The organism is Novosphingobium sp. (assembly GCF_019748365.1).
Lineage (GTDB): Bacteria > Pseudomonadota > Alphaproteobacteria > Sphingomonadales > Sphingomonadaceae > Novosphingobium.
In genome coordinates, this window is record NZ_JAIEPN010000188.1 from 29,685 (window position 1) to 54,766 (window position 25,082).

Annotated in this window: 18 protein-coding genes; 12 read left to right on the plus strand and 6 right to left on the minus strand. The window is 65.2% G+C overall.

What is annotated here, in order from left to right; all coding sequences use genetic code 11:
* Positions 1 to 49: 49 nt before the first annotated feature.
* The 4 genes from K5Q19_RS20345 (at position 50) to K5Q19_RS20360 (ending at position 4,054) form a co-directional block, all read left to right on the plus strand.
* Positions 50 to 1,186 (plus strand): TauD/TfdA family dioxygenase, encoded by a 1,137-nt coding sequence (locus K5Q19_RS20345; RefSeq protein ID WP_292948966.1) that lies wholly within the window; start codon positions 50 to 52, stop codon positions 1,184 to 1,186.
* Positions 1,183 to 1,902: a class II aldolase/adducin family protein gene (locus K5Q19_RS20350; RefSeq protein WP_292948969.1), complete on the plus strand. Its 720-nt coding sequence runs from the start codon at positions 1,183 to 1,185 to the stop codon at positions 1,900 to 1,902. The genes K5Q19_RS20345 and K5Q19_RS20350 overlap by 4 nt, the downstream gene beginning before the upstream one ends.
* A gap of 106 nt (positions 1,903 to 2,008) precedes the next feature.
* Positions 2,009 to 3,094, plus strand: coding sequence for an alcohol dehydrogenase family protein (locus tag K5Q19_RS20355; RefSeq protein ID WP_292948972.1), 1,086 nt, complete (start codon positions 2,009 to 2,011; stop codon positions 3,092 to 3,094).
* A 6-nt stretch (positions 3,095 to 3,100) separates the two neighbouring features.
* On the plus strand, positions 3,101 to 4,054 hold the full coding sequence (locus tag K5Q19_RS20360; protein WP_292948975.1) for an NAD(P)-dependent oxidoreductase: 954 nt from the start codon (positions 3,101 to 3,103) through the stop codon (positions 4,052 to 4,054).
* A 33-nt stretch (positions 4,055 to 4,087) separates the two neighbouring features.
* On the opposite strand, the gene K5Q19_RS20365 is transcribed toward K5Q19_RS20360, so the two are convergent.
* The 6 genes from K5Q19_RS20365 to K5Q19_RS20390 form a co-directional block, all read right to left on the minus strand.
* On the minus strand, positions 4,088 to 5,707 hold the full coding sequence (locus tag K5Q19_RS20365) for a GMC family oxidoreductase N-terminal domain-containing protein (RefSeq protein ID WP_292948978.1): 1,620 nt from the start codon (positions 5,705 to 5,707) through the stop codon (positions 4,088 to 4,090).
* Positions 5,707 to 6,894, minus strand: a complete 1,188-nt coding sequence (locus K5Q19_RS20370) for a mandelate racemase/muconate lactonizing enzyme family protein (protein ID WP_292948981.1) — start codon at positions 6,892 to 6,894, stop codon at positions 5,707 to 5,709. Before K5Q19_RS20370 ends, K5Q19_RS20365 begins: the two co-directional genes overlap by 1 nt.
* Positions 6,891 to 8,333 (minus strand): aldehyde dehydrogenase family protein, encoded by a 1,443-nt coding sequence (locus tag K5Q19_RS20375; protein WP_292948984.1) that lies wholly within the window; start codon positions 8,331 to 8,333, stop codon positions 6,891 to 6,893. The genes K5Q19_RS20370 and K5Q19_RS20375 overlap by 4 nt, the downstream gene beginning before the upstream one ends.
* On the minus strand, positions 8,326 to 9,636 hold the full coding sequence (locus K5Q19_RS20380; protein WP_292948987.1) for an MFS transporter: 1,311 nt from the start codon (positions 9,634 to 9,636) through the stop codon (positions 8,326 to 8,328). Before K5Q19_RS20380 ends, K5Q19_RS20375 begins: the two co-directional genes overlap by 8 nt.
* Before the next feature lie 28 nt (positions 9,637 to 9,664).
* Positions 9,665 to 11,719 carry a tetratricopeptide repeat-containing sulfotransferase family protein gene (locus K5Q19_RS20385; RefSeq protein WP_292948991.1) on the minus strand — a complete coding sequence of 685 codons (2,055 nt, stop codon included), beginning with the start codon at positions 11,717 to 11,719 and terminating at the stop codon, positions 9,665 to 9,667.
* A gap of 124 nt (positions 11,720 to 11,843) precedes the next feature.
* Complete coding sequence (locus K5Q19_RS20390; protein ID WP_292948993.1) at positions 11,844 to 14,585, minus strand: TonB-dependent receptor; 2,742 nt, start codon at positions 14,583 to 14,585, stop codon at positions 11,844 to 11,846.
* 557 nt (positions 14,586 to 15,142) lie between these two features.
* On the opposite strand from K5Q19_RS20390, the gene K5Q19_RS20395 reads away from it, so the two are divergent.
* The 8 genes from K5Q19_RS20395 to K5Q19_RS20430 are packed head-to-tail and all read left to right on the plus strand — an operon-like array spanning position 15,143 to position 25,069.
* A complete protein-coding gene (locus K5Q19_RS20395; RefSeq protein ID WP_292948996.1) occupies positions 15,143 to 16,354 on the plus strand; it encodes an aromatic ring-hydroxylating dioxygenase subunit alpha in 1,212 nt (403 codons plus the stop codon).
* Positions 16,344 to 17,609, plus strand: a complete 1,266-nt coding sequence (locus tag K5Q19_RS20400; protein ID WP_292948999.1) for a cystathionine gamma-synthase family protein — start codon at positions 16,344 to 16,346, stop codon at positions 17,607 to 17,609. The genes K5Q19_RS20395 and K5Q19_RS20400 overlap by 11 nt, the downstream gene beginning before the upstream one ends.
* Before the next feature lie 3 nt (positions 17,610 to 17,612).
* Positions 17,613 to 19,073 carry an NAD(P)/FAD-dependent oxidoreductase gene (locus K5Q19_RS20405; RefSeq protein ID WP_292949002.1) on the plus strand — a complete coding sequence of 487 codons (1,461 nt, stop codon included), beginning with the start codon at positions 17,613 to 17,615 and terminating at the stop codon, positions 19,071 to 19,073.
* A 2-nt stretch (positions 19,074 to 19,075) separates the two neighbouring features.
* A complete protein-coding gene (locus K5Q19_RS20410) occupies positions 19,076 to 20,287 on the plus strand; it encodes an FAD-binding oxidoreductase (RefSeq protein ID WP_292949005.1) in 1,212 nt (403 codons plus the stop codon).
* Positions 20,284 to 21,543 (plus strand): sarcosine oxidase subunit beta family protein, encoded by a 1,260-nt coding sequence (locus K5Q19_RS20415; RefSeq protein WP_292949007.1) that lies wholly within the window; start codon positions 20,284 to 20,286, stop codon positions 21,541 to 21,543. The genes K5Q19_RS20410 and K5Q19_RS20415 overlap by 4 nt, the downstream gene beginning before the upstream one ends.
* A 13-nt stretch (positions 21,544 to 21,556) precedes the next feature.
* Positions 21,557 to 21,820, plus strand: a complete 264-nt coding sequence (locus tag K5Q19_RS20420; RefSeq protein WP_292949010.1) for a sarcosine oxidase subunit delta — start codon at positions 21,557 to 21,559, stop codon at positions 21,818 to 21,820.
* A complete protein-coding gene (locus tag K5Q19_RS20425) occupies positions 21,817 to 24,582 on the plus strand; it encodes a 2Fe-2S iron-sulfur cluster-binding protein (RefSeq protein WP_292949013.1) in 2,766 nt (921 codons plus the stop codon). The genes K5Q19_RS20420 and K5Q19_RS20425 overlap by 4 nt, the downstream gene beginning before the upstream one ends.
* The gene (locus K5Q19_RS20430; protein ID WP_292949016.1) at positions 24,575 to 25,069 is read left to right on the plus strand and encodes a sarcosine oxidase subunit gamma family protein; all 495 of its coding nucleotides are present in this window, start codon (positions 24,575 to 24,577) and stop codon (positions 25,067 to 25,069) included. The genes K5Q19_RS20425 and K5Q19_RS20430 overlap by 8 nt, the downstream gene beginning before the upstream one ends.
* Positions 25,070 to 25,082 lie beyond the last annotated feature (13 nt).

Here is a 25,082-nt window from a genome sequence, read left to right on the forward strand (position 1 = left end):
GTGGTTCAGAGCGGCATTCAGTTCGCCACACATCCCAGCGGGGGAACACATGACCACCACCACCTCGTCCGCAGCACCGGTCACGCTGACCGAAACCGGGCTCGAAGTCATGCTTCCCGGCGGGCGCCACGCCTATTTCAACAACTACTGGCTGCGCGACAACTGCCCGACTTCGTTCGACAGCCAGACGCGCGAACGGGTGTTCGATATCTTCCACCTCGAAGCCGCACCGCGCCCGCGCCGCGCCGAAGTGGTGGATGGGGCGCTGGAGATCGCGTGGGACGGCGAGAACCACACCAGCCGCTACCCGCTCGAATGGCTCGCCGGCTATGCCGAAGGCAAGCGCCGCCACGATCCGTCCGATCTGCCGCGCCGCGCGTGGTATGCCGATCACTACCCGAACCTGGCGCGCTTCCCGCAGGCGGACCTCATGGCCGACAAGGCCAAGGTCGCCGAATGGCTCAAGGCCCTGATCGTCGAAGGCGTCGCGCTGGTAACGGACATGCCGGACAGCGACGAGGGCCTCACCGAGCTGGTCAAGCTGATGGGCCATGTTCGCCCTACGTTCTTCGGCGAATACTTCGATGTGATGACCCATATCGAGCCGACGAACCTTGCCTACACCGCCAAGGCGCTCGAACTCCACACCGATACCCCGGCAGAGGACATGGCCCCCGGCGTCCAGTTCCTCCACTGCCGCGCCAACAGTGTGGAGGGCGGGGCCAACCTGTTCCTCGACGGCGTCGCGGTCGCCAACGATTTCCGCGAACTCTACCCTGAAGACTTCAAGCTCCTCGCCGAGACCGAAGTGCCCTTCTACTGCGAGCACGACACTTACGACGTCCGCTCGCGCCAGCGGGTGATCGAGCTTGATGCGCATGGCGAGGTTTCCGGCGTCACCATCAGCCAGCACATGGCCGATGTGTTCGATCTGCCGCAGGACCTGCTCGACCGCTATTACCCTGCCTTCTGCCGCTTCGGCCGCATGCTCCAGTCGGACAAGTACCTCATGCGCTTCCGCATCAACGCGGGAGAATGCATCGTGTTCGACAACCACCGCATCGTCCACGGGCGTGAGGCCTATTCCGCCACCAGCGGCGCACGTTATCTGCGCGGGACCTATGCCGATCGCGGTGAAATGCGCAGCACCTACCGCGCGCTGACAAGCGAGGGCCGCTTCAAGTGACGGATGCCGAAGTCGCGACGCTGCGCGAGGACCTTGCCGCCGCGTTCCGCATCACCGCTCAGATGGGCTGGTCGGAATCGGTCGGCAACCATTTCAGCGCGGCGGTTTCGGCGGACGGCAAGCAGTTCCTTTTGAACCGCAAGTGGCAGCATTTCGCCAGTATCAGGCCCGAAGACCTCATGCTGCTCGATGCCGACGATCCGGACGTGATGAACCGCCCCGATGCGCCCGATGCCTCGGCCTGGACCATCCACGGCACTGTCCACCGCCAGTGCCCTGCTGCGCGCGTGATCATCCACTGCCATCCGCCGCACGCCACCGCGCTCGCGACATTGGCGGACCCACGCATGTTGCCGCTCGACAACAACACCGCGCGTTTCTTCAATCGCCTTGCCATCGATCAGGGTTTTGGCGGCATTGCCGACGAGGCGGAGGAGGGCGAACGACTTGCCGCAGCCCTTGGCAACAAGAAGACGCTGCTGATGGGCAATCATGGCGTAACCTGCACCGGCGCGACTGTGGCGGAGGCTTTCGAGGACCTCTACTTCTTCGAGAAAGCCGCGCAGACGCTGCTGCTTGCCTATGCCAGCGGCCAGCCGCTCAATGTCCTCTCCGATGAAGTGGCCGAAAAGACCGCCCGCGGCTGGGACGATTATCGCGGCATGTCCTACGCGCACTTCGACTGGCTGAAGTCGCAGCTTCCGGCGTTGGGCTAGCTTCCATGAACCCAAGCCAAAGCCCGTTCGTGTCGAGCGAAGTCGAGACACCAGGCGCCGCGCGTGGTGTCTCGACTTCGCTCGACACGAATGGTTGGGGGTGAAGATGACGGAAATCCCCGCCACCATGTCCGCCGTGCTGCTCACCGGCAATGGCGGCTTCGAGTGCCTGTCGTACCGCACCGATGTGCCGGTGCCGCAGCCGCGCGCAGGCGAAGTGCTGATCCGCGTCGGTGCGTGCGGGGTCAACAACACCGATATCAACACCCGCACCGCCTGGTATTCCAAATCCGTCACCGCCGCGACCGAAGCGGGCGGCGGCGATGGCTTTGCCGAAGCGAAGACGGAGGACTCCGGCTGGACCGGCGCCGTCCCGCAGTTCCCGCGAATTCAGGGGGCCGATGCTGCGGGCAGCATTGTCGCGGTGGGGGCGGGCGTCGATCCCGCCCGCGTGGGTCAGCGCGTGCTGGTGGAGCCGGTGTTCCGGGGCGCGACGCGTTTCGAGGCCACCTACTTCGGCTCGGAAGTCGATGGGGCCTTCGCGCAATTCGCCCGCGTGCCCTCGGTCCATGCGCATCCCATCGAAACCGCGCTCACCGATACCGAGCTCGCCTCGTTTCCTTGTGCCTATTCCGCAGCGGAAAACATGCTCACCCGAACCGCGCTTGCGGCGGGTGAACGCGTTCTCATCACCGGGGCTTCGGGCGGGGTGGGCTCTGCCGCGGTGCAGCTGGCAAGACGCCGGGGCAGCGACATCACCGCGCTCGCCAGTGCCGAAAAGGCCGATGGCGTCCGCGCGCTCGGTGCCGCCCGCGTCGAACCGCGCGATGCCGATCTGGTCGCGCTGTTCGGGCAGGAACACTTCGACGTGGTGATCGACGTCGCCGGCGGCACCGGCTTTCCGGCGCTGCTGCAGGTGCTGAAGCGCGGCGGCCGCTACGGCGTGGCTGGCGCGATTTCCGGCCCGATCGCCGAGCTGGACTTGCGTACGCTCTACCTGAAGGACCTCACGCTCTACGGCTGCACGATCCTCGAGCCGCAAGTCTTTCCCAATCTCGTCGGCTATATCGAACGCGGCGAAATCCGCCCCGTCGTTGCCGGGACCTATCCGCTTTCTCAGATCGTCGAGGCGCAGCGCGCCTTTCTCACCAAGCAGCACGTCGGCAAGATCGTGCTCGTTCCTGGAGCATAACTCCCCATGAAGATCGGATTCATCGGCCTCGGCAATGTCGGCGGCAAGCTCGCGGGCAGCCTGATCCGCAACGGCCATGACGTCACCGTGCGCGATCTCAATCCCGAGCTCGTCGCCGAATATGTCGCCCGCGGCGCCAAGGAAGCGGCGAGCCCGCGCGAACTGGGCGAGGCGGTCGATGTGATCATCACCTGCCTGCCGTCCCCCGCTGCCAGCGCCGCCGTGGCCGAGGGCGAGGACGGCTTCCTCGCCGTCATGCGCCCCGGGCAGGTCTGGATGGAAATGAGCACGACGGACTATGCCGAAGTCCTGCGCCTCGGCCCGCTAGTCGAGGCACGCGGCGGCCTGTTCATGGAATGCCCCGTTTCGGGCGGCTGCCACCGGGCAGACACCGGCAATATCTCGATCTTCGCCGCAGGCCCGCGCGCCGGTTTCGAGCGCGTGCTGCCGGTGCTGACCACGCTGGGCCGCCGCGTGCTGCATACCGGCGATTGGGGCACCGCCTCACAGCTCAAGGTGATGACCAATTTCCTCTGCACCGCGCACCTCGTCGCCCTCGCCGAGGCGCTGACAGTGTGCAAGGCGGTCGGGCTTGACATGAACACGACCTACGAAGCGATCCGCATTTCCTCGGGCAACAGCTTCGTCCACGAGACGGAAAGCCAGGTGATCCTCAACGGCAGCCGCGACATCAACTTCACGATGGACCTCGTCTCGAAGGACGTCGGCCTGTTCGACAAGATCGCGCAGGAAACCGGCGTACCGGTCGAAATGTCCCCGCTGATCGTGCGCCTGTTCAAGGAAGGCGAGGCCGCCTTCGGCCCGCGCGAGCATTCGCCCAATATCATCCGCCGCTACGAGGAGCCCCTTGGCATCAAGGTGCTGGGCACGGGCTTCCCCGAGCAGATGGTTGACGACGAGCCCGAAGAGCAGGGCTACGAGGTCGTCCCGCGCCGGTAAGGAAAGCGGGGGATGCGAAAATAGGGACAGTCCCTATTTTCGCGCGTCCTCCAGGATCATCGCCGCGCCCTTCTCCGCCACCATCACCGTCGGCGCATTGGTGTTGCCGCTGGTGATATTGGGGAAGATCGAGGCGTCGATCACACGCAGCCCTTCGATGCCATGCACCCGCAGCCGCGCATCGACGACCGAAGTCGCCGCATCCGGCCCCATCGCGCAAGTGCCGGTGGGGTGATAGACCGTATCGGCCCGCGCGCGGAAATCCGCGAGCTGGTCTTCCTCGCTGGCGACGGCAGGGCCGGGGATCAGTTCTTCGGTGATCATATCCGCCAGCGGCCGGCTCGCCGCGATCGTGCGCAGCAGGCGGTTGCCCGCCTGCACCTCGGCGATGTCCTGCTCGGTCGAAAGGTAGTTCGGCTGGATCAGCGGGTGCTGCAGCGGATCGGCGGAGCGCAGTTCGAGATGCCCCCGGCTCGTAGGACGGCAGGGATTGAACGAGAGCAGGAACGCCGAAAATGGATCGGGATTGAGCAGCTTGCGCGCAGCCAGCGGCGTCTTGGTATAGCTCACCGGGCTGAAATAGAGCTGCAGATCGACGTTCGGCGCGTCCTTTCCGCTGCGCACAAAACCGCCGCTCTGATTGACGCTGAGGGACAGCGGCCCGCGCCGGTCAAATGCGAAGCGCAGCGCCGCCTGCGCCTTGCCGAGCAGCGGATGAAGCTCGTCGTTAAGCGTCGCGGTGCGGACCTTGTAGAAATACGAGACCGCAAGATGATCCTGCAGATTGCGGCCGACGGCGGGAAGGTGGCTCTCCACCGCAATCCCATGCTGCACCAATGCTGCACCATCGCCGACGCCGGAAAGCATCAGCAATTGCGGCGAATTGATCGCCCCGCCCGAAAGGATCACCTCGCGCCGCGCGCGAACCCGATGCAGCTTGCCGCCGCGCCGATACTCGATGCCGACGGCGCGCGAACCTTCGAACAGCACGCGCGTCGCCTGCGATTTTGTGCGCAGCATGAGGTTCTTGCGCTTGAGTGCCGGATGCAGAAAGGCATTGGCGGTCGAGGCGCGCCAGCCCCCGCGGGTGTTGATCTGATAGAAGCCGACGCCTTCCGGATTGCTGCCGTTGAAATCGCTCGTGACCGGAAAGCCGAGGCCTTCCGCCGTCTCGATAAAGCTGTGGCACACCGGATGGACGTGCGGCGTGATCTCCGTCACGTGCTGCGGCCCGCCCCTCCCGTGGTGCGCGCTGAAGCGGTCGAAATCCTCGCTCTTGGTGAAGAAGGGCAGCACGTCGTCCCAGCCCCAGCCGGGATTGCCCGCCGCGCGCCAGTCGTCGAAATCGCGGGGCTGCCCGCGCACATAGACCATCGCGTTGATCGAGCCCGAGCCGCCGATCACCTTGCCGCGCGGCCAGTAGCTGCTGCGCCCGCCGAGGCCCTCGACGGGCTCGGTATCGTACATCCAGTTGATCCGCCGGTCGAAAAACGTGCGGCCATAGCCGATTGGCATCTGGATCCAGATCGACAAGTCGCTGCCGCCCGCTTCGAGCAGCAGGACAGTGGACTTGCCATCCTCGGTCAGCCGGTTGGCCAACACGCATCCGGCGGTGCCTGCGCCCACCACGATGTAGTCAAAAGCGTCGGTCATCAGAACACCGGATGCTGCGTCATTTCCAGGTGCAGCATATCCCCGGTGTAGGGATGTGCGCGGGCGACGTCCTCGTTGAGTTCGACGCCAAGCCCCGGCTCGGTCGGCGGGATCACATGGCCTTCCTCGAAGCGGATCGGCTTCTTGAGGATCTCGGTATGGAAGCCGCCCCAATCCTCGATGCTTTCCAGGATCAGGAAGTTGGGCGTCGCGGTCGCCAGCTGGATATTCGCCGCGCCCACCACCGGCCCGCAATAGAGATGCGGCGCGATCTGCGCGTGGCGGACTTCGGCCATGCCGGCGATCTTCTTGGCCTCGAGCAGTCCGCCGACGCGCCCCAGATTCATCTGCAGGATCGCCGCACCGCCGGCATCGAGCAGCCGCGCGAAGTCATACTTCGTCGAAAGCCGCTCGCCGGTCGCGATGGGGATCGAGGTCGCGCGCGCCACCTTGGCCATTTCTTCGGGCGCATCGGGCGGTACAGGTTCTTCGAGCCACAGCGGGTCCGCCGCCTCAAGCCGCTTCGCCAGCCGGATCGCCCCCGCCGCGGTCATCTGACCGTGGGTGCCGAACAGCAGGTCCGCCTTGCTGCCCACTGCCTCGCGCAGCGTATTGGCAAAGCGCTCGGAAAGATCGAGCGCCTCAAGCGACAGCTGCCGCCCGTCGAAGGCCGTGTAAGGCCCCGCCGGATCGAACTTCAGCGCGGTGAAGCCCATCGAGAGGTATTCCGCCGACCGCTCCGCCGCGAGGTCGGGATCGTGGTAGACGTCGGTCTGATCGCCCGGGCGCGGGTAGATATAAGTGTAGGCGCGCAGCCGCTCATGCACTTGCCCGCCGAGCAGCTTGTAGACCGGCTGACCCGCCGCTTTGCCCACGATATCCCAGCACGCCATTTCCAGCGCGCTCAGGACGCCCATCAGCGACAAGTCGCTGTGCTGGGTAAACCCGCTCGAATAGACGCGCCGCCAGAGGTTCTCGATATCGTGCGGATCGCGCCCCACTGCATAGCGCGCGAAGACATCCTCGATCATCTTCGCCACCAGATACGGCGAGAAGGGGACGCAATAGGCTTCCCCGATCCCGTTCACCCCGCAGGCGGTCGTCAGCTTGACGAACACGAAGTAGCGCCCGCCGAAATGCGGCGGCGGATTGCCGACGACGAAGGTTTCGATATCGGCGAGCTTCATGCCGGTTCGAAGCCGTTGATCACCTTGATTTCGAGGTAATCGTGAAGGCCGAATTCGCCCCATTCACGCCCATTGCCCGATTGCTTGTAGCCGCCGAAGGGCGAGCAATAGTCCTGACCCGCGCCATTCAGATAGACGCTGCCCGCGCGCAGTTTGCGCCCGACGCGCCGTGCACGCTCCATATCGCCGGTCTGGACATAGGCGGCGAGGCCATAGGGCGTGTCGTTGGCAATCGCGACGGCATCGGTCTCGTCGTTGAAGGGGATCATCGCCAGCACCGGGCCGAAGATTTCCTCGCGCGCGATGGTCATCTGGTTGGTGACATCGGCAAAGATCGTCGGCTTGACGTAGTAGCCGCGGTTGAACCCGTCAGCGCGGCCCGGACCGCCCGTCACCAGCCGCGCGCCTTCGGCAATGCCCGCTTCGATCAGCTTCTGGATGCGATCGAAGTGGACCTTGCTGACCACGGGGCCGAGATGCGGACCCTTTTCCATCGGGTCGCCCAGCGTGACGGTTTCGGCCACCGTCTTGGCAATCTCGACCGCCTCGTCATAGACCGAAGCCTCGACCAGCATGCGCGTCGGCGCATTGCATGATTGGCCCGTGTTGTTGAAGCAGTGGCGGACACCCCGCGCCACCGCGGACTCCAGCCCGGCATCGGCAAAGACCAGATTGGGAGACTTGCCGCCCAGTTCCTGGCTGACGCGCTTGACCGTCTCGGCGGCGGATTTTGCCACCTGAATGCCCGCGCGGGTCGAGCCGGTGAAGGAGACCATGTCCGCTTCCGGATGGCTGGTCAGCGCGTCGCCAATGCCGGGGCCAGTGCCGTGGACCATGTTGAACACGCCCGCCGGGAAACCCGCCTCGTGGATGAATTCGGCAAAGAGCTGCGCGGAAAGCGGCGCGATCTCGCTGGGCTTCAGCACCATCGTGCAGCCCGCGACCAGCGCCGGGCCGATCTTGGCTGCGAGCTGGTTGATCGGCCAGTTCCACGGCGTGATCAGCGCGCAGACGCCAACCGCTTCGTGCACCAGACGCCCGCGCCCACCCAGCGGCCGCTCCCACACCATCTCGCGCGCGGCCTTCACCGTTTCCTTGAGGTGGCCGGGGCCGCATTCGGCCTGCGCATTGTAGGAAAGGTCGTAAGGCGCGCCCATTTCGGTGCTGATCGCGGTGACCATCTCGTCATAGCGCGCTTCGAACACCGCAATCAGCTTCTCGACGAGGGCAAGCCGCGCGTCGAGGCTCAGCGAAGAATAGCCGTCAAACGCCGCGCGGGCTGCCGCCATGGCGTGATCAACATCGTCCGGGCCGCACAGCGCGACGCGCGCGCAAGGCTCTTCGGTCGCCGGGTTGATCGCCTCGAACATCTGCGTCGAGGTGGCGGGCAGTGTCCACGCGCCGTTGATGTAAGAGGGGAGGGGGGAGAGATCAGACATAACCGATGGCTCGCTTCTGGTCCTCGACGATCGTGCGTGCGGCGAGGAAATAGTGGAACGCCGCCCAGAACCCGGTCGGCGCGAGGATAAGGAGCGCCGAGCGCAGCGAATTGGCATCGGGGCCGGCGGGGCCGGCAAACCAGTCGCTCAGCATGCCGACGCCCTGCGGCGCGACGATGAGGTTGAACACGTTGGCAATCAGCAGCGCAATCGCGCTGAACATCGCGCGCATCTTGGGCGGCGCAAGGTTCTGGCCCAGCGCGAAGGCCGGGCCGATGTAGAAATAGATGCCCGGGATGAACAGCCACAGCGAGACCGTCGCAAGGGTCAGGTTGTGCGTGTAGATCGCGATGATGCCCGGCACGGTCGCCACCGCCGTCACCGCGCCCAGCAGATAGACGATCTTGCGCGGATCGGTGTACGAGGGGCGGGCAAGGATCCAGGCCGTCAGCAGCGAGGCACCGATACCCATCACGAGATGGATCGGCCCGACGATCGCGCCGGCTTCACCCACGTCGATCTGGTATGTGCGCTGGAGGAAGGTGGGGATGAACCACATCAGGCCCCAACCCCACAGCGCGCCGACACCGCTGCCCATCATCACGTGGAACGCGGAACGCTGGCTCAGGCAGAAGCGCAGCGTTTCCATCAGCGTCGGGTTGTCATCGCTCTTGATCACGTCGAGGCAGCCGCGCTTGGGCTCGCGGATCGTCGCCATGATCAGCAGGGCGAGCAGGATGCCGGGGATGCCGAGCACGAGGAACGCCGCGCGCCAGCCATGGTCCCGCGCGATCGCGCCTGCGAATTCCGCGCCGACCCAGGCACCGATCGGCGCGCCGAGGCAGAAGATCGTCAGCGCCATCGGGCGCCGCGCGGCGGGGAAATAGTCGCAGATGATCGAATTGCAGGAAGGCGTGCCGCCTGCTTCGCCCACGCCCACGCCCATGCGCGCCAGCAGCAGCTCGATATAGTTGCGCGACAGCCCACAGAGCGTGGTCATCAACGACCACAAGGTGATCGAAATCGCCAGCAGGTTGCGCCGGTTGTAGCGGTCGGCGATCCACGAGAGCGGAATGCCCATGCTGACATAGAACAGCGCGAGCGAAACGCCGGTGAGGAAGGCGACCCCGCCATCGCTGAGCTTGAGGTCGACGCGGATCTGTTCGAGCACGGTCGACATCACGTAACGGTCGGCGATGTTGATCGTGTAGGCCAGCATCATGATGATCAGCACGTACCAGCGCAGCGCGACCGAAGCATTTTCCTCGCCCGCCGGGGCTGCGCTTGCGCCTATCGCTGCCATTGCTGTGTCCTGTCCCTGTTATGGTTGATCACTGAGGCACAAGGTCCGGCCCTAGCGCCTTGCGCAAGGGCTCGAGCCAGGGCTCGAAATTCTTCCACTGCTCCAGCCCGTCGCGGAAGATCGGCTGGCGGACCTGTTCCGAACTCGGCGTGCGCACGCTGCGCTTGGTCTTGTGGAATTCGATGCAGGCCTCCTCGAAAGGGAGGCCGCAGTAATCGAGAATGCGCCGCACGCTGCCTTCGAGATCGTCGACCACGTCCTCGTGCTGCACACGCAGCACGCGCCCCGGGAGCACCGCATCCCAGTGGTCCATCAGCTCGACGTACGTCTTGTAGTAGCGCGCGATGTCCTCGATGCCGTAAGTGAATTCCTGCCCCTGCGCGAAGAGCTGCTTGAGGTTGCTGAAACAGCACGCCATCGGATCGCGCCGCGCGTCGATGATCTTCGCGTTCGGCAGAATCAGGTGAATCAGGCCGACGTGCCGGAAATTGTTCGGCATCTTGTCGATGAAAAAGGGCCGACCGAGGATGCGGTTGGGCATCGTATCGGCGATATAATGCTCGCCGTAGCGGCGCACCGCTGCGGCATCGAGATCAGCCATCGAGCCGGGATAGAGCGGCTTGTCGAAATTGAGCTCGCGGCCCTGCAATTCGTGCACGATGCGCTGGATATCGGGCAGTTCCTGCGTGCCTTCGACCATCGAGTGCGAGGCGAGGATCTGCTCGAGCAGCGTGGAGCCCGAGCGCGGCAGGCCGAGCACGAAGATGGGTGAGGGGTCGTCCAGCCCCCAGCCAGCGCGCTTGGCAAAGAACTCCGGCGTGCACACCCGCTTCTGCTCGCGCGTGTTGGTCTCGAACACCTCGGGCACATAGCCGTTGCTCGCCCTGTGCATGGTGTTGCCGCGCGAATAGGCCGCCCAGGAACCCTCGTAGTCGCCGGCATCCTCCAGCGCCTTGCCGAGCGCGAAGGCGATGTGGATGCGGTCGGTTTCGGCTGTCGCGGGATCTTCCAGACGTTCCCGCATGACGGCGATGGCTTCGGCCGAGAAGCGATAGGTCTTGAGGTTGGCGAGGCTCCACCAAGCGTCACCGAAGTCCGGACGGTTGGCGGTCGCGGCCATGTAGGCGTCGATCGCCTCGGCGGTGCGGGCCTCGGTCTTCAGCGCATGTCCCAGCCAGAGGTTGAGATCGGCGCGGCGGACGCGGGCGTCGTGGGTGTCGCCGCCGATCTCCGCGATCATCGCGCGGTATTCGGGGATCACGCTCTCGAAATTGCCGAGGCCGACGCTGATGGTTGCCGCCTGAATGCGGTGTGCGTGATTGCGAGGATCGCGCTTCAGCAACGGCTCCAGCGCCGCGCGTGCTTGCGGGAACTTGTGCCGCGCGATCAGCACCTGCACATATTCGTGCCGGGCCGCGTCGTGATCCGGCACCATCGCCACCACGCCTTCGTAGAGCGCTTCGGCATCATCGAGCACATTGCGCTGGTGCCCGATCTGGGCGAGCAGACGCATCGCTTCGGGATGATTGCCCGCCTCGAGCAGGAACCGGCGGATGAGCTCCTCCGCGACATCGATCTCGCCATCGCCGAACAGGACCTTGGCGTGGACGATCTGCGGCGGGAGACTGGCGAGGTGTGCGAAGTGACCGGCCGCAAGCTCGGCGCTGCGCAGATCGCCCGTCATCCGGTAGAGCCCGTCGAGCATGCGCCAGCCCATGGCGAGGGCCGGATTGAGCGTCACGGCAGAGCGCAGATCGAAGATCGCCGCAGGCGCATCGCGCCGGGCAACGTGGCACAGGCCGCGCTCCAGATACATCTGGCTGAAACGGGAATGATGCAGGCCGAGCCGTTCCAGCGCAGCGAGTGCAGCATCGGTCTGCTGCATCATGCGCAGCGAGTGCGCTTCGATCAGCAGGAGATCGCGGTTGATCGGCTCGGCTGACAGGAGCCGGCGGGCTCCACTTGCCGCCGCAGCGTAATCACCTTTTGCCTGGAGGGCGTGAAGTGCCCTGATTTCTGGCTCCAGCGAGGCCGGAGCTGAGGGGGTATTCTTGGAGCGGGGCAGGTCTGCTTGCGTGGCCATCTACACGTAATCCTGTCGGCCAACGTCGTCCGTGTCCATCAACTGCGCCCGCCTGTTTCCTTGCACCACCGAAAGAATGGGGGTGGCACTTGCGGCACCACCCCTATCCTTCATCGGTATCCGATCACAGCTTGGCAGCGATCTTGATACCATAAGTCCGCGGACGCACGATCGTCGAGGTCTTGATGTACTGCGACGAGTTGGTGAACGTCGAGGCGTGGGTATTGAAGATGTTGTCGCCGAAGATCGTCACCGTCCAGTTGTCCTTGGTGAAGCCGATCTGCCCGTCTACCAGGCCATAGCCCGGCATACGGTAGCGCAGCACGGTCGTTGCAGGAACGATGATCCCGTTCGGACCAAGCACGTTGCCGTTGCCCGGGACGTCACCCGAAGGATAGGTCGAGGGCTGGTTGAACTGTGCGCTGATGTAGTTGCCGCCAACCGCAGCGAACCAGTCCATGCCGTTCTTGCCGGCCCACTCGTAGCGGACACGGATGTTGCCCTGGAACTTGGGGCTGAACGGCGTGATGCTGCCGACAGTGCCGAACGGGCTCTGGACAGGCAGGGTCAGCGGATTGCCGGCCTGATCGTAGCCATTGCCAAAGCGCTCGGTAATGCAGTTGCCGAAGCTCGACGAGGTCGGGTTGTTGGAGATGAAGCAGGGCGCATTGGACTGCTTGCTGCTGTTGTAGGTCGCTGAACCGTTGATCGTCAGGCCATCATAGGGACGCGCAGAGATCTGAGCCTCGACACCCTTGATGTTGTAGCTCGGGCCGTTGGTGGCGAAGGCGGTATTGCCGAAGCCGGCCGCGGGGTTGAAGAAGCCGATCTGGATGTTCTTCCAGTTCATGATGTAACCGGAAAGGTTGAACGTCACCTTGCGGTCGAACAGGTCGGTCTTGAGGCCCACTTCGTAGTTGATCAGGTTGTCCGGCGCATAGGCGGCGGGCACCAGCAGCTGGAAGTTGCGGCCATTGCCGGTGTTGGTCACCGAACCCTGACCGGCTGCGTTCAGGAACGGCAGCCTCGGATCCTGCACGCGGGCAGAAGGACCGCGGTTGAACGCACCCGGACGGAAGCCTTCACTGTAGGTGAAGTAAAGCAGTGTGCCCGGCTGCGGCTTCCAGGTGATCGTGCCCTTGCTGCGGAAGCCCTTGTAGGTCGTCTTCAGGCCAAGTGCATCGAGGTTCGACCCCGTGGTGCAGACCGGAACCTGATAGCAGCTACCGCTGAAGGACGAGTAGACCGAGCCCTTCTGGAAGTTGTCATAGTAGTAGTAGCGCGTGCCGCCGGTGATGGTCAGGTTCGGCGTGATGTCGAAATCGACCGAGCCGAACGCTGCATACTGCTTGTAGCCGCGGGTGATGTCCTGACCAAAGGCAACGCCGATCTCGCGCGGACCGGGGCGGTTGAGGGTGGCATTCGGGTTGGGCGCAACGCGGCCGAGGCAGACCGTGCCGGCTGCCCGGAGATCCGCCGCATTCGAGTCAAGACCGCAGTCCGGAATGGTCTTGTAGGACCAGTTCATGTCGTCCTGGATCAGGAAGTTCTCGTAGTAACCGCCGACGATCGCACGAATCCGGCCGGTGTCCGGCGTCGAGATGCGGAACTCGTGGCTCTCGTGCGTGTTGCGGACCCGGTCCTTCCAGAAGCTGTTCGGCTCGTAGCAATAAGGCGGTGCGCCGACGTTCCAGTAGTAGTTGCCGGCACCGGTGCACTGGTAGAAGATACCGTAGGTCGCACGGGCGTAGTTGGTATAGTCACCCTGCTGCGTGATGTGACGCGTGAGGTACGAACCGGTGTAGATCACCTTGAAGTCGCCGACCTTGCCGCTCAGCGTCCAGGCCGTGTTCCAGTAATCGTCCTCGTTGAACTGGGGCGAGAACAGCGTCGACGAGAGGCCCGTCAGCGGCGCGTAATCGTAGGTGTAGGTCTGGACGGCGAAGGTGCCGCGCGACTTGAGCTTCTGGTAGGCCTGCGTGACGAGCAGATCCCAGTCCGGCGTGATCTGCCAGGAAAGTGCCGCGCGGGCACCGGTGTAGTCGACCGGGTTGAAATTGTCTTCGACCAGTGCCTGGTTGTCATACTTGCCCTGGCGGCTCTGCTGGTCCGGGGTCAGCTGGTTGCCGTTGCCCTGATACGACAAGTAGTACGAGCCGAGGTCGCTCGGCCGGCGCGTGAAGGTCGAGAACTTGTTGTCGATGTAGCCGCCGCGGTGATCGGTATAGGCAACCACGCGGATTGCCAGCTTGTCCTCGATGATCGGCACGTTGATCATCGCGTTGAACGAGCCGTTGGTGCTGCCCCCGGAGGTGCCGCCGAAGCTGCCCTCGAAGCGGCCTTCGAACTTGCTCAGCTTGGGCTTGTTGGTGATGTAGCGGACCACACCGGCCTGCGCGCCGCCGCCGAAGAGGGTGCCCTGCGGACCCTCGAGCACTTCGACGCGCTCCATGTCGGCCACGTAGACGTCGACGTTGCGGGCCGGGAACTGCAGCGCTTGATCGTCAAGATAGACGGCCACGTTCGGGAAGCCGCCAATCGTCGCGGAGGACTGCTGACCTGCGAAACCGGCCGAAAGGCCGCGCAGGAAGATCGCGCCCTGGCCCGGGCCGTTGTTCGAGAAGGTGACGTTCGGGGTGTACTTGAGCAGGCCCTCGATCGAGGTCACGTTGAGCTTGCTCAGCGTGTCGGTGCTGAACGCCTGAAGGGTCAGCGGAACGTCCTGGATGGACTGGTCACGGCGCTGTGCCGTCACGATGATCACATCCGAGTTGGAGGCGGCTGCGTCTGCCTGCGGTTCGGCATTCTGCGCCAGCGCAAAATCGCCCGAGCCCAGCGCGACGGCCGCAGCTGCGCACGACAACATAAACCGTGATTTCATTGGTACCCCCATCGTTTCCATTCCCTGTCGGCACAAGGCCGCATCCCGTCAAATCGCGGCAAGGCAAGCGAAAGCAGGGGCAACTTTCAGGTCAGGGCCAGAGGGGCAAGGGCATCATGTCCGCCGCTTCAATCCGGATTGGGCCTTCCGGGTCCAATCTTCCGCACGCTGGCAATTCCCTGATTTTACTCCCCGTTTTGGCTCGCGCTTTACCGCGTTTGGGCAAGCCTAGGTCAAAGCAGGCGCTAAATCCACCCCCAGATTGCGTCAGTGCAAGGTCGCAACCGACTGTGGCATTTTGGTCCTCCCCACCGTGCATCGGCGGCTGCAATGATACAAGATTATGATTTTAAATAAATTTGTTCGGATTTGGACGAGTATGTAACCTTTCGTCCGATGTGCTTCGGCACCGCGATCGCCGCCTTGGCATGCCTTTTTGTCAATTTTCCATGGCGGCATAAGGAAATCCGATTGGCTGCATTCGCGCGCTTGGTCCACCCCTTGGGCTATCTGTTTCTCGCGCTAACGGGACAACCCAACGCATGATCGACCTCAGCCGGATCGGCTCGCTCCTGGCCCAGCGGCCGGAAGGGCACTGCCTCCCCCAGGCACTCTATAACGACGCTGAAGTCTTCGACTTCGACATGGCTGCCATATACGGCACCAGCTGGCTGATGGCCGGATACGAGTGCGAATTGCCCAAGGCCGGCAGCTACATCTCGCAGATGGTCGGCAAGTGGCCGGTGCTCATCGTGAAGGGCCGCGACGGCGAGATTCGCGCCTTCCACAACACTTGCCGCCACCGTGGCTCGATCCTGTGTGCCGCTGGCAAGGGTGCCGCGCCCAAGATCGTGTGCCCCTACCACCGCTGGACCTACGAGCTCGACGGTTCGCTGCTTTCGGCAATGCGCATGGAGCCAGATTTCGACAAGGCCAGCCACAGTTTGCGCCCGATCCAGCTCGAGCGCGTGGCCGGATGCCTGTTCATCTGCTTCGACGACAACCCGCCGCCGTTCAACGAGTTCGCCATCAAGCTCGAGGAATACCTCGCGCCGCACGACCTCAAGAACGCCAAGCTCGCCTTCGAAAGCACCATCATCGAGTACGCCAATTGGAAGCTCGTGATGGAGAACGGGCGCGAGTGCTATCACTGCGCCACCGGTCACCCGGAACTGGCTCGTACCTTCCCGGTGGGCATGTCGAAGCATTTCGAGATCGATGGCGACACGCAGGTCCAGACCTTCCACGAAAGGATGGCCGCCCTCGGCCTCGCCACCGAGGCGATCGAGGGCGAATGGTGGCAGCTCGCGCGCTTCCAGCTCAACCCCGAAGTCGTCTCGCTTTCGATGGACGGCAAGCACCTCGTCAAGAAGCTGATGTGCGATCGCAATGGCGGCGATATAGGTTCGATGCGCCTTGCCGTCGATCCGCACTGCTTCACCCACTCGACCGCCGATCATACCTTCATGTTCAGCGCGATGCCGGTGGGCCCGCATGAGACCGCGGTGACCGGCAAGTGGCTGGTCCACAAGGATGCCGTCGAAGGTGTCGACTATTCGGTCGAGGAACTTGCCGACCTCTGGACCCGCACCAACCTGCAGGACAAGGAACTGGCCGAGAACAACCAGCTCGGCGTGAATAGCCCGGGCTTCGTCCCCGGACCCTATTCGCAGGAGGCCGAGATGCTCGCGCTTCGCTTTACCGACTGGTACTGCGACACCGCCCGCAAGTATGTCGAGACGCATGGCCGCTGATTCTCCCAAGGGACTCCGTCCCGAAACGCTCGCTGTCGCTTTCGGCTATGATCCGGCGGAGGCGCTCGGCGCGGTCAAGCCGCCGGTCTACCTGACCTCAACCTTCATCTACCCCAGCGCCCAGCACGCGAAGGATGTGCACGAGGCGTTCTTCGACGGTACCGGCCCGCTGGCTGGCAAGAAGGGCGAGGGGCATATCTATTCGCGCCTCGGCCATCCGGGGCTCGACATTCTCGAAACCCGCCTCGCCGCGATCGACGGGGCGGAAGCTGCCGCCGCATTCTCGAGCGGCATGGCTGCACATTCCTCGATCGCGCTGACGTTCGTGAAGCCGGGCGACAGCGTGCTCCATGGCCGCCCGATCTACGGCGGTGTCGACATGCTCTATGGTTCGGTCATGCCGGGTTTTGGCACCCATGTCGAAACCTATACCGACGGGTGCGACCCGGGTCATGTGCGCGCGGCTGCCCGCGCCGCGCTCGCCAAGGGGCCGCTGGCGCTGATCGTGGCGGAAACCCCGGCCAACCCCACCGCCGCCATTGTCGATCTTGATCTCATGGTCGCGGTAGCCGACGAGATCGGCCGCGAAACCGGCCGCCGCCCGCTGGTGGTCGTCGACAACACACTGCTCGGCCCCTTCGCGCAGCGTCCGATCGAGCACGGTGTCGACCTCTGCATGACCTCGCTGACCAAATACTGCGCCGGGCACAGCGATCTGCTGGCGGGCGGGGTGAGCGGCAAGCTGGACCTCATCCACCAGTTGCGCACCTTGCGCACCACCTGGGGCAACCACCTCGATCCCTTCACCGCGTGGCTTGTCGTGCGCAGCCTCGAATCCGCCTCGGTGCGGATCGAGCGCGCGATGTCCAACGCGCGGAAGGTCGCCGAATTCCTGCAGGGTCACCCCAAGGTCGCGGGCGTCACGTATCTCGGCTTTCTGGCCGAAGGCACCCCGGCGCGCGCGGTCTATGATCGCCAGTGCAAGGGCGCGGGCTCGACCTTCTCGTTCCACCTCCATGGCGGCGAGGCGGAATCGTTCCGCATGCTGGACGCGCTGAGGCTCCTGAAGCTCGCGGTCAGCCTTGGCGGCTCGGAAACGCTGATCTGCCATTCGGCGACGACCACGCACTACGCCGTCCCGCGCGAGGGGCGTCTTGCCGGCGGCATCACCGACGGCACGATGCGCCTGTCCGTCGGGCTCGAACACGCCGATGATATCATCGCCGACCTTTCCCAGGCACTAGAGGCTGTCTGAATCATGCATATCAACAACGGAACCGATCCCCACGCGATCGGCACCAAGCTGCCTGCGCCTGAGGCGCGTTATGACCTGGTCGTTGTCGGTGCCGGTCCTGCCGGGCTTGCCGCCGCGATCGCCGGGGCGGGGGAGGGCAAGTCGGTCCTGCTTGTCGACGAGAATCCGATCCCCGGCGCTGCCATGGGCAACGACGTGCCGCTGCTCTTCGGCGGCCGCATGACCACCGCAACGCAGAACGCCGAGCGCATGCTCGAAACCGTGTTCATGAGCGAGCCGATGCTCGAAGCCGCGATGGAGGCGGGCGTTGAAGTCCTCCTCGGCACCAGCGCCTGGGGTGTCTACCGCAATGGTCCCGGCATAACCGGCCTGCCGGAAAACGTGGTCGCGCTGGCAGACAAGGATCGCGGCTGGATCGTCGGCTATGGCGAACTCGTCCTCGCCACCGGCGCGCGCGATCTGGCTATCGGCTTTCCGGGCTGGAACCAGCCGGGCGTGATGGGCGCCGCCGCGCTCGAACGCCTGCTGGCGCATTATGAAGCATTCGCCGGCAAGCGCGTGCTGATCGTCGGCAGCCATGATCTCGCGCTCGAAACCGCACTTCTGGCTCGGGACAAGGGTGTCGATGTTGCGGGCCTCGTCGAAGTTCGCTCGGCGCCGCAGGGCGATGCCGCGCTGGCTGAGGCCGTCCGCGCCGCGCAGATCCCCTTCTATCTCGAAGACGCCCCAGCCGAAGCCATCGGCGGCATCGACGGCGTCGAGCGCGTCCGCCTCCGCTCGGGCGCGGTGATCGATGTCGATACCGTGGTGCTTGCCATCGGCCTCGTCCCCTCGATCGAACTGATCGACGCGATGGGCGGCAAGCGCGTGCTCGATGGCGCCCGCGGCGGCTATATCCCGGGCGACAACGCGGGTGTCACTTGTGTCGGCGATTGTGCAGGGCTTGCCGATACCGGCTTCGACCATGTCGAATACCGCATGGAATGGGCGCGCGAATTGGGCAAGCTCTCCCAGCCCGACACCATCGTCTGCCAGTGTGAGGAAGTGACCCGCGCCGACCTGCTCGGCGTGCAGCCCCCGAATTACCTGAGCCGCCCCGCGCCGATGCAGGCGCGCTCATTGGATACGCTGATTCAGGACGGCCCGCCGAACCCCGATCAGATCAAGCGCCTCACCCGTGCCGGCATGGGCGTGTGTCAGGGCCGCCGTTGCCGCGATCAGGTCGCAATGATGCTGGCGATGGCCGCGAACGGTCCGTTCGGCTCGGTCCCGCTCGCCACGCACCGCGCGCCCGTCCGCCCGCTCCCCTTGCGCATTCTCGCAGATTGGGAAGAGAGCGAGGACATGCGTGCCGGGTGGGACGTCTGGTTCGGCATCCCCACGCAGTGGGTGCCCTACCGGGATATCGACACCCCGCGCGAGCGTGAGCATCAAACCGCCATCGCTGAAGGCTGGAGCCTCTGACCATGACTTATGTTGGTATGCCCACCCCCAGCGAAACGCCGCAGGAAACCATGGCGAAGATCGCCGGCACCGCGGCGAAGATGAAAGTCGTGATCATCGGCGGCGGCGTTTCCGGCCTCAGCGCCGGCTGGTGGCTCGCGCGTTCGGGCGCATCGGTGACCGTGCTCGACAAGGGCATCGTCGGCTGGGAAGCCTCGGGCCGCAACGGCGGCGGCGCCTCGCACTATCAGAGCCCGCTGTTCGAAGAAGAGCAGCGCATGTGGCCGCACATGGACGAATTGCTGGGCTATCCGACCGAGCACCAGCAGGAACGCCTCGTCATTGCGGTCAGCCCCAAGCAGCTGAACCAATACCATTATCTTGCCAAGATGAACAACGACATGGGCTACCGTGTCGACTTGCTCGACGGCGATCAGGTGCGCGCGATGGTGCCGCTGGCGGGCGACAACTGCCTTGGCGGCATGCACTACCGGTTCGGGGGCCACGCCAATCCGCAGCGCTCGGTGCAGGCCTATGCCTGGGCCTTGCAGGACCTCGGCGGCCGTATCGTGCAGCACAGCCCGGTGACGGGGTTCGAGACCGACGGCGGCAAGGTCGTCGCGGTCCACTCAATCAGCGGCCGCTATGAAGCCGATGCCGTGGTTGTTGCGGCTGGTCCGCAGATCCAGGCCCTGATGGCCAAGCTCGGCGTAGAAGTTCCGCTCGCCGCCGCGCGCGCGGAAATGATCGTCACCGAACCCGCGCCGATAATGCCGATTGGCGGTGTGGATGGGAACGGCCTCTATGGCCGCCAGACCCTGCGCGGCAATCTCGCCTATGGCGGCGGCCCGCACGAATGGCTCGAAACCTTCGAGGCTGGCCCCCCGGCGCGTCCCAGCTCGCCGCTCACGCGCAACCTCGCGCGCCGCGTCGCAGAGCTGTTCCCCAAGGCCGCGCACCTCAACGTGATCCGCTCGTGGGCGGGCATTGTCGAGAACACGCCCGATGGCCGTCCGATTATCGACCGGATGAAGGACCCGGAGAACGTCACCGTCGTCACCATGTCGGGCGTCGGCTTCGGCCTTTCGCCCGCTTCGGGCCATGCGGTGCGCGATCTCGTCGTCGATGGGCATTGCAGCTTTACCGATATCGCCAAGCTCAGCCTCTCGCGCTTCGATGGCATCGGTGCCGACTGGCGCGAGCAGCGCGGCTGGCAGCCCTCTCAGGCAGCATGAAGACCCCTTATTCCGCCTTCAGCCTGCTGCGCGGTGCGCTGAACGGGCAAAAGCACTGGGAACCGGCCTGGCGCGATCCGGAGCCGAAGGCGAGCTATGATGTGATCATCATCGGCGGCGGCGGGCACGGGCTTGCCACCGCCTACTACCTCGCCAAAGTCCACGGCATCCGCAATGTCGCGGTGCTGGAAAAGAGCTGGATCGGCGGCGGCAATGTCGGGCGCAACACCACGCTTGTGCGCTCGAACTACCGTCTGCCGCAGCTGCACAACTTCTTCGAGTTCGGCCTCAAGCTTTGGCACAATCTCAGCGACGATCTCAATTACAACGTGATGTTCAGCCCGCGCGGCGCGATGTTCCTCGGCCACAACGATGGCGACATGATCAAGCTCGCCGAACGCGGCGATGCCATGCGCTGCGACGGGATCGACGCGGAACTGCTGACACCGAAGCAGATCGCGAAGATCGAGCCGCTGCTCGATCTCTCCCGCAATGCCCGCTTCCCCATCGACGGCGCGCTGATCCAGTGGCGCGCCGGCACCGCGCGGCACGATGCCGTCGCTTGGGGCTATGCCCGCGCAGCCGATGCGCTGGGCGTCGATATCATCCAGAAGTGCGAAGTGACGGGCTTCGTCAAGGATGGCAACCGCATCACCGGCGTCGAGACCACGCGCGGCCGAATCCTCGCTGCACGCACCGGTATCTGCGTTGCGGGCCACAGCGGCCATGTCGCGGGCCTTGCCGGGCTGCGCCTGCCGATTGAATCACAGACCCTGCAGGCTCTCGTTACCGAAGGCGTGAAACCGATGGTGCAGTCGGTCGTCATGTCGCAGTCGCTCCATTTCTACGTCAGCCAGTCCGACAAGGGCGGCATCGTCATGGGCGGCGATCCGGACAACTGGCCAAGCTACGCCCGCCGCGGCCAACCCACGATCAAGGAACACGCCATCGCGCAGGCGGTCACGGTCATGCCTGCGCTCTCGCGCCTTCGCATGCTGCGCACTTGGTCCGGCGTGACCGACATGAGCTTCGATGGTTCGCCGATCATCGGGCCGAGCCCCATCGACGGGCTCTATCTCAACGCCGGCTGGTGCTACGGCGGCTTCAAGGCGACCCCGGCTTCGGGCTGGACCTATGCCCACACGCTCGCCACCGGCAAGCCGCACGAACTCAACGCCCCCTTCAGCCTCGAACGCTTCATGACCGGCGCGACGATCGACGAAACCTCCGTCGGTCCGTTCCCGAACCACCGCTGAGACAGGCACAGACATGTACCAGATCACCTGTCCCCACTGCGGCCCGCGCGCCCAGACCGAATTCACTTACGAGCGCACGACCGATTCCATTGTCGATCCCGCCGCCGAGCCGCAGACCGCGATGCAGGCGCTCTACACCCGCGCCAATCCGATGGGCCTCGATGATGAAATCTGGCGCCATACCTATGGCTGCCGCGCGTGGATGGTGCTCACCCGCCACCGTGTGACGCACGAGATCCACGCCGTGAAGGCCATCGGCCCGGAGGCGCTGCCATGAGCGGCCCTACGCGCACCCCGTCAGGTGAGGAAACCGTCCCGTTCACCTTCGACGGCACGACCTATCATGCCCGCCCCGGCGACACGCTCGCCGCCGCGCTGCTCGCAAATGGCGTCGGCCTTGTCGGTCGCAGCTTCAAGTATCACCGCCCGCGCGGGATCATGACGGCCGGGATCGAGGAGCCGAACGCGCTCGTCACGGTGGGGAAAGGCGGCCGCGCCGAGCCCAACACCCGCGCGACCGACCTGTTCGTCTATCCCGGCATGGTCGCGATGAGCCAGAACCGCTGGCCCAGCCTCTCGTTCGATGTCGCCTCGATCTTCGGCCTTGCCGCGCCCGCGCTGGGCGCCGGGTTCTACTACAAGACCTTCTTCGGCCCCGCGAAGCACTGGATGCGCTACGAAGGCTTCATCCGCCGCGCCGCCGGTCTCGGCAACGCGCCGACCGAGCCCGATCCCGACAACTTCAGCCAACGCGCCGGTTTCTGCGATGTGCTCGTCGTCGGCTCCGGCCCCGCTGGCCTCAAGGCCGCGCTCGAAGCTGCCGAGGCAGGCAAGCGCGTCATGCTGGTCGAGCAGGATTCAGCCCCCGGCGGCTCGCTCCTGCGCGATCCCGATCCCGCGATTGATCCCGCCGCGATGGTGGACCGCATCAGGGCGCTCGGCGGCGAAGTCCTCCTGCGCACGACCGCGTCCGGTTACTGGGACCACAACTTCCTCACGCTCACCCAGCGCCTTGCCGAACCCGGCGAAGTGCCGCCGCACGGCTTTGCCCAGCGCTTGTGGCATCTGCGGGCAGGGCGGGTGATCCTCGCCACCGGCCTGATCGAGCGCCCGGTGCCCTTCGCCAACAACGACCACCCCGGTGTGATGTTGTCGCAGGCCGTGCGCAGCTACCTGCGCCGTTGGGGCGTCCTCCCCGGCAAGCGCGTCGTCATCGCCACCAACAACGATGATGCCTACCTCACGGCGCAGGCATTGGTCGAAGCCGGTGCCGACGTCGTCGCCCTGCTCGATGCCCGCGCCAGCGGACCGGCTGCACCCGCTGGCGTCACTGTCTACCACGATGCGCGCCCCTCCAGCGTCACGGGCCGCAAGCATGCCTTGCGCAAGGTCACCGCCGTGATCGGCGGCAGCGAACAGAGCTTCGACGTGGACCTGATCGCCGTTTCCGGCGGCTTCGTGCCCGTTTCCCACCTTCACATGCAGGCGGGCGGCAAGCTGAACTGGTCCGAGGAAGCGCAGGCCTTCGTGCCCGGCGAAACCCCGCAAGCCTGCGAAACTATCGGCGCCGCGCTCGCGCCGCCGCCCGCACCCGCCGTCGCTCCGGCGGGCAAGGCCAAGAAAAGCTTCGTCGATTTTCAGAATGACGTCAGCCTCGCGGACATCGATCTCGCCTGGCAGGAAGGCTACCGCTCGGTCGAGCACCTCAAGCGCTACACCACGCTGGGCATGGCGACCGATCAGGGCAAGACCAGCAATATGGTCGCGCTTTCGCGCCTTGCCGAAAAGCAGGGTGTGAGCGTGCCGCAGGCCGGCCTCACCACGTTTCGCCCGCCGTTCACGCCCGTCACCATGGGGCTGCTGGCGGGCGCCGGCGCACGCAATGCGGGGGCACACGTGCGCCGGATCCCCTTGCACGCGCTGCACGAGGCGCACGATCCGATCTGGCAGCCGCTGGGCTACTGGTTCCGCCCACGCGCCTATCCGGTGGACGGCGAAACCCTTGCCGAAGCCTCGCTGCGCGAAGCCCGCACCGTGCGCACCGTGGCGGGCCTCAGCGACGTTTCCACGCTGGGCAAGTTCGAAGTCTCCGGCCCCGATGCTGCCGCGCTGCTGGAACTCGTCTGCGCGACCACGGTTGGCAAGCTGGCGGTCGGGCGCGGACGCTATACCTTCATGCTGCGCGAGGACGGCATGGTGCAGGACGATGGCACCGTCTGGCGCCTCGCCGAAGACCGCTACCTGCTGACCAGCTCCACTGGCGGCGCTGACCGCATGGCGCACTTCATTTCCTACGTGCGCAACAGTCTGCGGCCTGACCTCAAGTGCTCGGTGGTCAATGTTCAGGAGCACTACGCCGGCATTGCGCTCGCTGGCCCCAAGGCGCGCGGCATCCTCGCCGCACTCATCGGGGCTGAGCCGCCGCGCCATATGGGCTATGCGCCGGGCGTGCTGGCTGGCGTTCCGGTCCACGTCCTCGCCGCCAGCTACAGCGGCGAGCGCGCTTTCGAAATCCATGTCGAGGCGACGCATGCCGACAAGGTCTGGCAAGCCATCGAGGCCGCGACCCGCGCCGAAGGGGGCGCGCCTTACGGCCTTGAAGCCATGGAACTGCTGCGCATCGAAAAGGGCCACGTGGTCGTCGGCGGCGAAGTCGATGGCCGCTCCACCCCGCACGATCTCGGCCTTGGCGGCATGCTCAACAAGGTGGGCGGCTTTATCGGCGCGGCGGGCCTGACGCGGCCTGCCTTGAGCGGTCCGAACCGCAACAACCTTGTCGGCCTCGTCAGCCTCGATGGGCCGATCCCGGAGGGTGGCATGCTGATCCAGCGGGCAGGCCAATCGCCGCAAGGCCATGTCACCGCCGCCGCGCGCCGCATTCTCGAAGGCGTTCCTATCGCGCTGGCGCTGCTGCAGGGTGGCCACAGGCGCCATGGCGAGGAACTGATCGTCACATCACCCACACGCGGCGAGAAGGCCCGTGTGCGGGTGACCGCGCCGCATTTCTACGATCCTGCCGGGGAACGCTACCGTGACTGAAGCAACCTCGATCATCGCGCTCCCGGCCGCCCCGCTGCATGCGCTGGAGATCTGGAGCAACCCGCAATGCGTGGCAACTCGCGTCCACAAGGCACTCCGCTTCGCGCTGCCACCGATGAACCGCAGCGCCGCCAATGCGTCCATCACGCTCATGCGTTTTGAACCCACCGTCTGGCTGGCTGAGGGCGATGTCTCGGTCCTTGCGGATACACTGGGCGATGACGGTGCGCTGACCGCCATTGGCGGCGGGATCGTCCGCTTCCGCATCGCCGGGCCGGGCTGGCGCGAACTGCTGCTGGAAGGCGGCGTGTTCGATACGAGCGCCGCCGCGTTCCCGGTGGGCGCGACTGCCGCAACGGTGATCGATCACGTCGGCGTGCGGCTGTTTGCGGAGAGCGAAGACGCCTGCATCGCCTATGTGCCGTCAAGCTACGCGCAGAGCCTGCACCACTTCTGGGACGAAGCGCTGCCGCTGCTGGGGGCGTGAGCGCTACGTTCGT

What these genes read in the sequence shown, in the direction of transcription:
- K5Q19_RS20415 (WP_292949007.1), top strand. Translation starts at nt 20,284, where the DNA reads ATGAAGACCCCTTATTCCGCCTTCAGCCTGCTGCGCGGTGCGCTGAAC.
- K5Q19_RS20385 (WP_292948991.1), bottom strand. Translation starts at nt 11,719, where the DNA reads ATGGCCACGCAAGCAGACCTGCCCCGCTCCAAGAATACCCCCTCAGCT.
- K5Q19_RS20365 (WP_292948978.1), bottom strand. Translation starts at nt 5,707, where the DNA reads ATGACCGACGCTTTTGACTACATCGTGGTGGGCGCAGGCACCGCCGGA.
- K5Q19_RS20420 (WP_292949010.1), top strand. Translation starts at nt 21,557, where the DNA reads ATGTACCAGATCACCTGTCCCCACTGCGGCCCGCGCGCCCAGACCGAA.
- K5Q19_RS20425 (WP_292949013.1), top strand. Translation starts at nt 21,817, where the DNA reads ATGAGCGGCCCTACGCGCACCCCGTCAGGTGAGGAAACCGTCCCGTTC.
- K5Q19_RS20390 (WP_292948993.1), bottom strand. Translation starts at nt 14,585, where the DNA reads ATGTTGTCGTGCGCAGCTGCGGCCGTCGCGCTGGGCTCGGGCGATTTT.
- K5Q19_RS20380 (WP_292948987.1), bottom strand. Translation starts at nt 9,636, where the DNA reads ATGGCAGCGATAGGCGCAAGCGCAGCCCCGGCGGGCGAGGAAAATGCT.
- K5Q19_RS20375 (WP_292948984.1), bottom strand. Translation starts at nt 8,333, where the DNA reads ATGTCTGATCTCTCCCCCCTCCCCTCTTACATCAACGGCGCGTGGACA.
- K5Q19_RS20395 (WP_292948996.1), top strand. Translation starts at nt 15,143, where the DNA reads ATGATCGACCTCAGCCGGATCGGCTCGCTCCTGGCCCAGCGGCCGGAA.
- K5Q19_RS20405 (WP_292949002.1), top strand. Translation starts at nt 17,613, where the DNA reads ATGCATATCAACAACGGAACCGATCCCCACGCGATCGGCACCAAGCTG.
- K5Q19_RS20360 (WP_292948975.1), top strand. Translation starts at nt 3,101, where the DNA reads ATGAAGATCGGATTCATCGGCCTCGGCAATGTCGGCGGCAAGCTCGCG.
- K5Q19_RS20410 (WP_292949005.1), top strand. Translation starts at nt 19,076, where the DNA reads ATGACTTATGTTGGTATGCCCACCCCCAGCGAAACGCCGCAGGAAACC.
- K5Q19_RS20370 (WP_292948981.1), bottom strand. Translation starts at nt 6,894, where the DNA reads ATGAAGCTCGCCGATATCGAAACCTTCGTCGTCGGCAATCCGCCGCCG.
- K5Q19_RS20400 (WP_292948999.1), top strand. Translation starts at nt 16,344, where the DNA reads ATGGCCGCTGATTCTCCCAAGGGACTCCGTCCCGAAACGCTCGCTGTC.
- K5Q19_RS20345 (WP_292948966.1), top strand. Translation starts at nt 50, where the DNA reads ATGACCACCACCACCTCGTCCGCAGCACCGGTCACGCTGACCGAAACC.
- K5Q19_RS20355 (WP_292948972.1), top strand. Translation starts at nt 2,009, where the DNA reads ATGACGGAAATCCCCGCCACCATGTCCGCCGTGCTGCTCACCGGCAAT.